The 5461-nt window shown below is 72.1% G+C and carries 5 protein-coding genes; all 5 read left to right on the plus strand.

What is annotated here, in order from left to right; translation table 11 throughout:
• Positions 1–218: 218 nt before the first annotated feature.
• The 5 genes from GCU69_RS06680 (at position 219) to GCU69_RS06700 (ending at position 5333) form a co-directional block, all read left to right on the plus strand.
• Complete coding sequence (locus tag GCU69_RS06680; protein WP_098753755.1) at positions 219–1103, plus strand: ABC transporter ATP-binding protein; 885 nt, start codon at positions 219–221, stop codon at positions 1101–1103.
• Between the two features lie 54 nt (positions 1104–1157).
• Positions 1158–1877 (plus strand): ABC transporter permease, encoded by a 720-nt coding sequence (locus GCU69_RS06685; RefSeq protein WP_098753754.1) that lies wholly within the window; start codon positions 1158–1160, stop codon positions 1875–1877.
• Between the two features lie 426 nt (positions 1878–2303).
• On the plus strand, positions 2304–3710 hold the full coding sequence (locus GCU69_RS06690) for a class II fumarate hydratase (RefSeq protein ID WP_156205393.1): 1407 nt from the start codon (positions 2304–2306) through the stop codon (positions 3708–3710).
• A 66-nt stretch (positions 3711–3776) separates the two neighbouring features.
• Positions 3777–4475 carry a cytidylyl-2-hydroxypropylphosphonate hydrolase gene (fomD, locus tag GCU69_RS06695; RefSeq protein ID WP_156205392.1) on the plus strand — a complete coding sequence of 233 codons (699 nt, stop codon included), beginning with the start codon at positions 3777–3779 and terminating at the stop codon, positions 4473–4475.
• Positions 4476–4586: 111 nt separating this feature from the next.
• Entirely contained in the window at positions 4587–5333 is a 747-nt protein-coding gene (locus GCU69_RS06700; protein ID WP_098753750.1) for a class I SAM-dependent DNA methyltransferase, read from the plus strand.
• The last annotated feature ends 128 nt before the right edge of the window (positions 5334–5461 follow it).

A 5461-nucleotide genomic window follows, 5' to 3' on the forward strand; every position in this document is an offset into this window, starting at 1 on the left:
AGGGGAACAGCCGGGCCGTGCGTCGGCGGCGTACGCGGTGGGCGGGGGTCCATGTGCGGCTCTCCGGGCTCGGAACGGCGGATTCGGTGTCCAGTGTCACCGGGTTCGCGGCCCTCCACCAGTGACACCACGTCATGGTCGCACCGGAGAAATGTCATGCCGAAGTGATGACACGGTGCCACTGGGAGAGAGGCCGGTCGTGGGCTGGAATCGACCACATGATCTCTGCACCAGTCATAGACGTCGAACGTCTGCATGTGAGCTACGGCGGCTTCCACGCCGTGAAGGACCTGTCCTTCCAGGTCCGGCCCGGGGAGTTCTACGCGCTGCTCGGCACGAACGGGGCGGGCAAGACCTCGACCCTGGAGGTCGTCGAGGGCCACCGTGCGGCCACCTCGGGAACCGTACGGGTGTTCGGACAGAACCCTCGCGACCGGCGCGCCGTACGGCCCCGCACGGGCATCATGCTCCAGGAGAGCGGCTTCTCCCCGGACCTGACGGTGAAGGAATCGGTCCGGCTGATCGGCAAGCTCACCCACCGGACGGACACGGTCGAACGGGTGCTCGACATCGTCGATCTCAGGCGGAAGGCCGGCACCCGGGTGTCCCAGCTCTCCGGTGGCGAGAAGCGACGGCTGGACTTCGCCACCGCGGTGTACGGGACACCCGAACTGATCTTCCTGGACGAGCCCACCACCGGACTGGACATCCAGTCCCGGGACGCCCTCTGGGACGCCGTGGACAAGCTGCGCGAGGAGGGGTCCACCGTCGTGCTCACCACGCACTACCTGGAGGAGGCCCAGCAGCGCGCCGACCGTATCGGCCTGATGCACCAGGGCACCCTCCACCGGGAGGGAACGGTCGCCGAACTGACGCGGACCCTGCCGGCCACCGTCCGCTTCACCCTTCCGGTCACCGCCCCGGCGCCACCGCCGCAGGCCGTGCGCCAGAGCGACGGGACGTTCCTCATCGAGACCTTCGGCCTGCAGAAGGACCTGTACGTCCTGCTCGGCTGGGCCCACGACCACGGAGTGGAGCTGCGGGAACTCGAGGCCGGGCCCACGCGGCTCGACGACGTCTTCCGCTCCATCGGCAACGGCTAGTGCCGCTCCCGGAATCTCCGCGAACCCTCCAGGAACAGGAAAAGGACCTTCAGCATGCTCTCGATCGCCTTCAGTGAGCTGATCCAGATCTTCCGGAACCGTCTGGTTCTGGTCACCAGCCTCATCATGCCCGCGGGGGTCAGCGCGTTCTTCGTCCGGCAGCACGAGTCGTTCGAGGCCATGGCCGGGCTGGGATACATCGCGGCGGTGGTGGTCTTCACCGTGGCGGCGTTCGGGCTCTACACGACGACGGTGACCACCCTGGCCTCCCGCCGGCAGAACCTCTTCCTCAAGCGGCTCCGCTCCACCACGGCGGGCGACGCCGGCATCCTCACCGGGCTGCTGCTCCCGGTGACCGTCATCACGCTGGTCCAGGCAGCCGCGATCCTGGCGGTGCTGACCTCGGTCGCCGGGGCGCCCAGCAATGTCCCGCTGCTGGTGACGGGGGTCCTCGCAACGGTGATCATGATGCTCGGCCTGGGACTGGCCACGGCGGGACTGACGAACTCCCCCGAGCACGCCCAGGTGACCACGCTGCCCGTCAGCCTCGGCACGATCGCCGTGACCAGCTGGGTGGGCATCAGCGGCACCGAGGAGCTGGCCGCGCTCAAGCGGCTGCTGCCCGGCGGCTCGGCCACCGAGCTGGTCGTGAACGCCTGGGAGGGCGGCGTTCCGGTGGTGGACTCCCTGATGCTGCTGGCCCCCACCCTGGGCTGGGTCGTCGTCGCCGTCGCACTGGCCTCCCGGCTCTTCCGCTGGGAACCGCGCCGGTGACGGCTCCCGGGCCGGACCGCCACCTCCCCGGCCGCCACCTCCCGGGCCGCTCCCTCCCCGGCCGCCACCTCCCGGACCGGCCACGGCCCGGCCGCCACGGGCCCGCTCCCGGGGCGGGCGGCCGCGGCCCGGGGCCTACCCGGGCCTCCGGGCCGCACCGGTCCGTAACTCCCCCACCGGCCTCCCGCCCCCGGCCTCCTCCGCCGGCCTTCACCACCCGACCGCCCGGCCGCCCCGTCGGCCTTCCCGCATCCCCACCGGCCTTCCCCACCGCCCCGTCACCGCCCTGTCGCCCGCCCCGTCGCCACCCTGTCGCCGGCCTGTCGCCGCCCGTGCGCGTTTCCCGGCCGATGAGGGGAACACCGGAAGCCGGGCGGACGCTGAGCACGACGGATGCCGGACGAGACGAGAGAAGAGGCGGCGCAGATGACCGACGCGGGCAGCGGCGGGGAGTACCGGACCGAGCACGACTCGATGGGCGAGGTGCGCGTCCCGGCGCACGCGAAATGGCGGGCGCAGACCCAGCGCGCGGTGGAGAACTTCCCGGTCTCCGGGCAGCGGCTGGAGCGGGCCCACATCGAGGCGCTGGCCCGGATCAAGGGCGCCGCGGCCAAGGTCAACGCCGAGCTGGGCGTGCTGGACGAGCGCCTGGCCGAGGCGATCCGGGAGGCGGCCGCCGAGGTGGCCGAGGGCCGCTGGGACGACCACTTCCCGGTGGACGTCTTCCAGACCGGATCCGGCACGTCCTCGAACATGAACACCAACGAGGTGCTGGCGACCCTCGCGACCGAGCGGCTCGGCTCCCCGGTGCACCCGAACGACCACGTCAACGCGAGCCAGTCGTCCAACGACGTCTTCCCGTCCTCCGTCCACATCGCCGCCACCGCGGCCGTCACCCGCGACCTGATCCCCGCGCTGGAGCATCTCGCGGCGGCCCTGGAGCGCAAGGCGGCCGAGTTCGCCCGGGTCGTGAAGTCCGGCCGGACCCATCTGATGGACGCCACGCCCGTCACCCTCGGCCAGGAGTTCGGCGGCTACGCGGCCCAGGTCCGGTACGGCGTCGAGCGGCTGCACGCATCCCTCCCGCGCCTCGCCGAACTGCCGCTGGGCGGCACGGCCGTCGGCACCGGCATCAACACCCCGCCCGGCTTCCCGGCGGCCGTGATCGCCGAGGTGGCGCGGTCGACCGGGCTGCCGCTCACCGAGGCCCGCGACCACTTCGAGGCGCAGGGCGCGCGGGACGGGCTGGTCGAGACCTCGGGACAGCTCCGTACGATCGCGGTGGGCCTGACCAAGATCTGCAACGATCTGCGCTGGATGGCCTCCGGCCCGCGCACCGGGCTCGCCGAGATCAACCTGCCCGACCTCCAGCCCGGTTCGTCGATCATGCCGGGCAAGGTGAACCCGGTGATCCCGGAGGCCGTGCTGATGGTCGCCGCGCAGGTCACCGGCAACGACGCGACGGTCGCGGCGGCGGGCGCCGCGGGGAACTTCGAGCTGAACGTCATGCTGCCGGTGATCGGCAAGAACCTGCTGGAGTCCGTCCGGCTGCTGGCGAACGCCTCCCGGCTGCTCGCGGACCGCACCGTCGACGGCATCACCGCGAACGCCGAACGGGCCCGGGAGTACGCCGAGTCCTCGCCGTCCGTCGTCACCCCGCTCAACAAGTACCTGGGCTACGAGGAGGCCGCCAGGGTCGCCAAGCGCTCGCTCGCCGAACGGCGCACCATCCGGGAGGTGGTCCTCGACGGCGGCTATGTCGAACGCGGCCTGCTGACCCGGGAACAGCTCGACACGGCCCTGGACGTGCTGCGGATGACCGGCCCCTCCTGACTTCCGGCCGCCCCCGGTCCGGCCGTCCGCGGACCGCCCCGCACCGGTCACCCGTAAGATCTGTCCATGACGGCGGAGACGGCGGGCACACGGGCGGGCGGTGCCGGGGACGGGCCCGGGGAGCGCTGGGCACCCGGCGCGCACATCCTCTGGCGCTACCGCGACAACCGCACGGGCCTGCCGCACATCTGCCGTCCGGTGACGGTCGTCCGGGACACCCCGGAACTGCTCGCGGTGTGGATGGCGCCCGGCACCACGTGTGTGAAACCGGTCCTCGCCGACGGCACCCCGGTCCGTCTGGAGCCGCTGGCCACCCGCTACACCAAGCCCCGCCGCACCGTCCGGGCGCGCTGGGAGGGCGCCGGCGTGCTGAAGCTGGCGCGGCCCGGGGACCCGTGGTCCGTGTGGCTGTTCTGGGAACGAGGCTGGCGCTTCAAGAGCTTCTACGTGAACCTGGAGGAACCGCTGCGCCGCTGGGCGGACGGCGTGGATTCCGAGGATCATTTTCTGGACATCTCCGTGCGTCCCGACCGCAGCTGGCGGATGCTCGACGAGGACGAGTTCACGGCAGCCCGGGAGGCCGGCCTGATGACCGACGCACAGGCCGCCCGGGTGCGGGAGGCGGGGCGCGCGGCGCTGGCGCCGGTCCGCGCCTGGGGGGTGCCGTTCCGGGACGGCTGGGAGCACTGGCGGCCCGATCCGGACTGGACCATTCCGGCACTTCCGGACGACTGGGACCGTGCGCCCGTTTCTTGGACCCGATGATCTCTTGATGCGCCCCCGTACAACAAACGTAGGATCGTCCTCCGCGGACGAGACACGACAACTCCTGAACCTGGGAGGACGTTTGACCGCGAGTCACCGGAGGGGTGAGTCATGAGCGGAGTGGCCCGGCAGGACGGCCGGACGGAATCCGCGGGCCCGGAGGATCCGGACGTCCCCGTGGCCGGCGCCTCGGCCTACGACGGCTACGACCGGTCGGCGATCGACCGCAGCGGCCAGGCCGAGGCGTTCGACGCCATCGCGGGCCGTTACACCGAGGCGTTCCCGCACCGGGAGGGCCAGCAGGCGGCCACCGACTGGCTCACCGACAACCTGCCCGCCGGCTCCCGCGTGCTCGACGTGGGCTGCGGCACCGGGCTGCCCACCGCCGGCCGGCTGGCCGGGGCGGGGCACCGGGTGGTGGGCGTCGACCTGTCCGCGGCGATGGTCGCGCTCGCCCGGGAGAACGTTCCGGGCGCCGAGTTCCACCAGCTGGACCTGGCCGATATCGGTCCCGGCGGCGCGGCCCCGCTCGGCCGGTTCGACGCGGTGGCCGCCTTCTTCTCACTGCTCATGCTGCCGCGCGCCGAAATCCCGCCCGCGCTGCGTATGCTGCACCAACTGATGCGGCCCGAGGGGCTGCTGGCACTGTCGATGGTCGAAGCCGATGTGGACGACACCGTGATTCCGTTCCTGGGGAACTCGATCCGGGTATCGGGTTATCTACGGGACGAATTGCGGCAGGTCGTGCGCGAGGCGGGCTTCGAGATCGCCGGGGAGAACTCGTACGCGTACGCCCCGGCCAGCACGGAAGTACCACCCGAGATCCAGCTCTTCCTGCACTGCCGACGACGCGCCTGACCCACAGCGCGCCCGACGCGCAGCCCCGGACGGATGGAACCCCACGCGTGACGGAGTACCCGACCTCCAACGACGGCCGCCAGGCCACGGACCCCACCGGGCACGCCCCGGCGGAGGACCCTGCCCCG

Source organism: Streptomyces lycii, from assembly GCF_009735685.1.
In the GTDB taxonomy this organism is placed as follows: Bacteria; Actinomycetota; Actinomycetes; order Streptomycetales; family Streptomycetaceae; genus Streptomyces; species Streptomyces lycii.

What these genes read in the sequence shown, in the direction of transcription:
- GCU69_RS06690 (WP_156205393.1), top strand. Translation starts at nt 2,304, where the DNA reads ATGACCGACGCGGGCAGCGGCGGGGAGTACCGGACCGAGCACGACTCG.
- GCU69_RS06700 (WP_098753750.1), top strand. Translation starts at nt 4,587, where the DNA reads ATGAGCGGAGTGGCCCGGCAGGACGGCCGGACGGAATCCGCGGGCCCG.
- fomD (WP_156205392.1), top strand. Translation starts at nt 3,777, where the DNA reads ATGACGGCGGAGACGGCGGGCACACGGGCGGGCGGTGCCGGGGACGGG.
- GCU69_RS06685 (WP_098753754.1), top strand. Translation starts at nt 1,158, where the DNA reads ATGCTCTCGATCGCCTTCAGTGAGCTGATCCAGATCTTCCGGAACCGT.
- GCU69_RS06680 (WP_098753755.1), top strand. Translation starts at nt 219, where the DNA reads ATGATCTCTGCACCAGTCATAGACGTCGAACGTCTGCATGTGAGCTAC.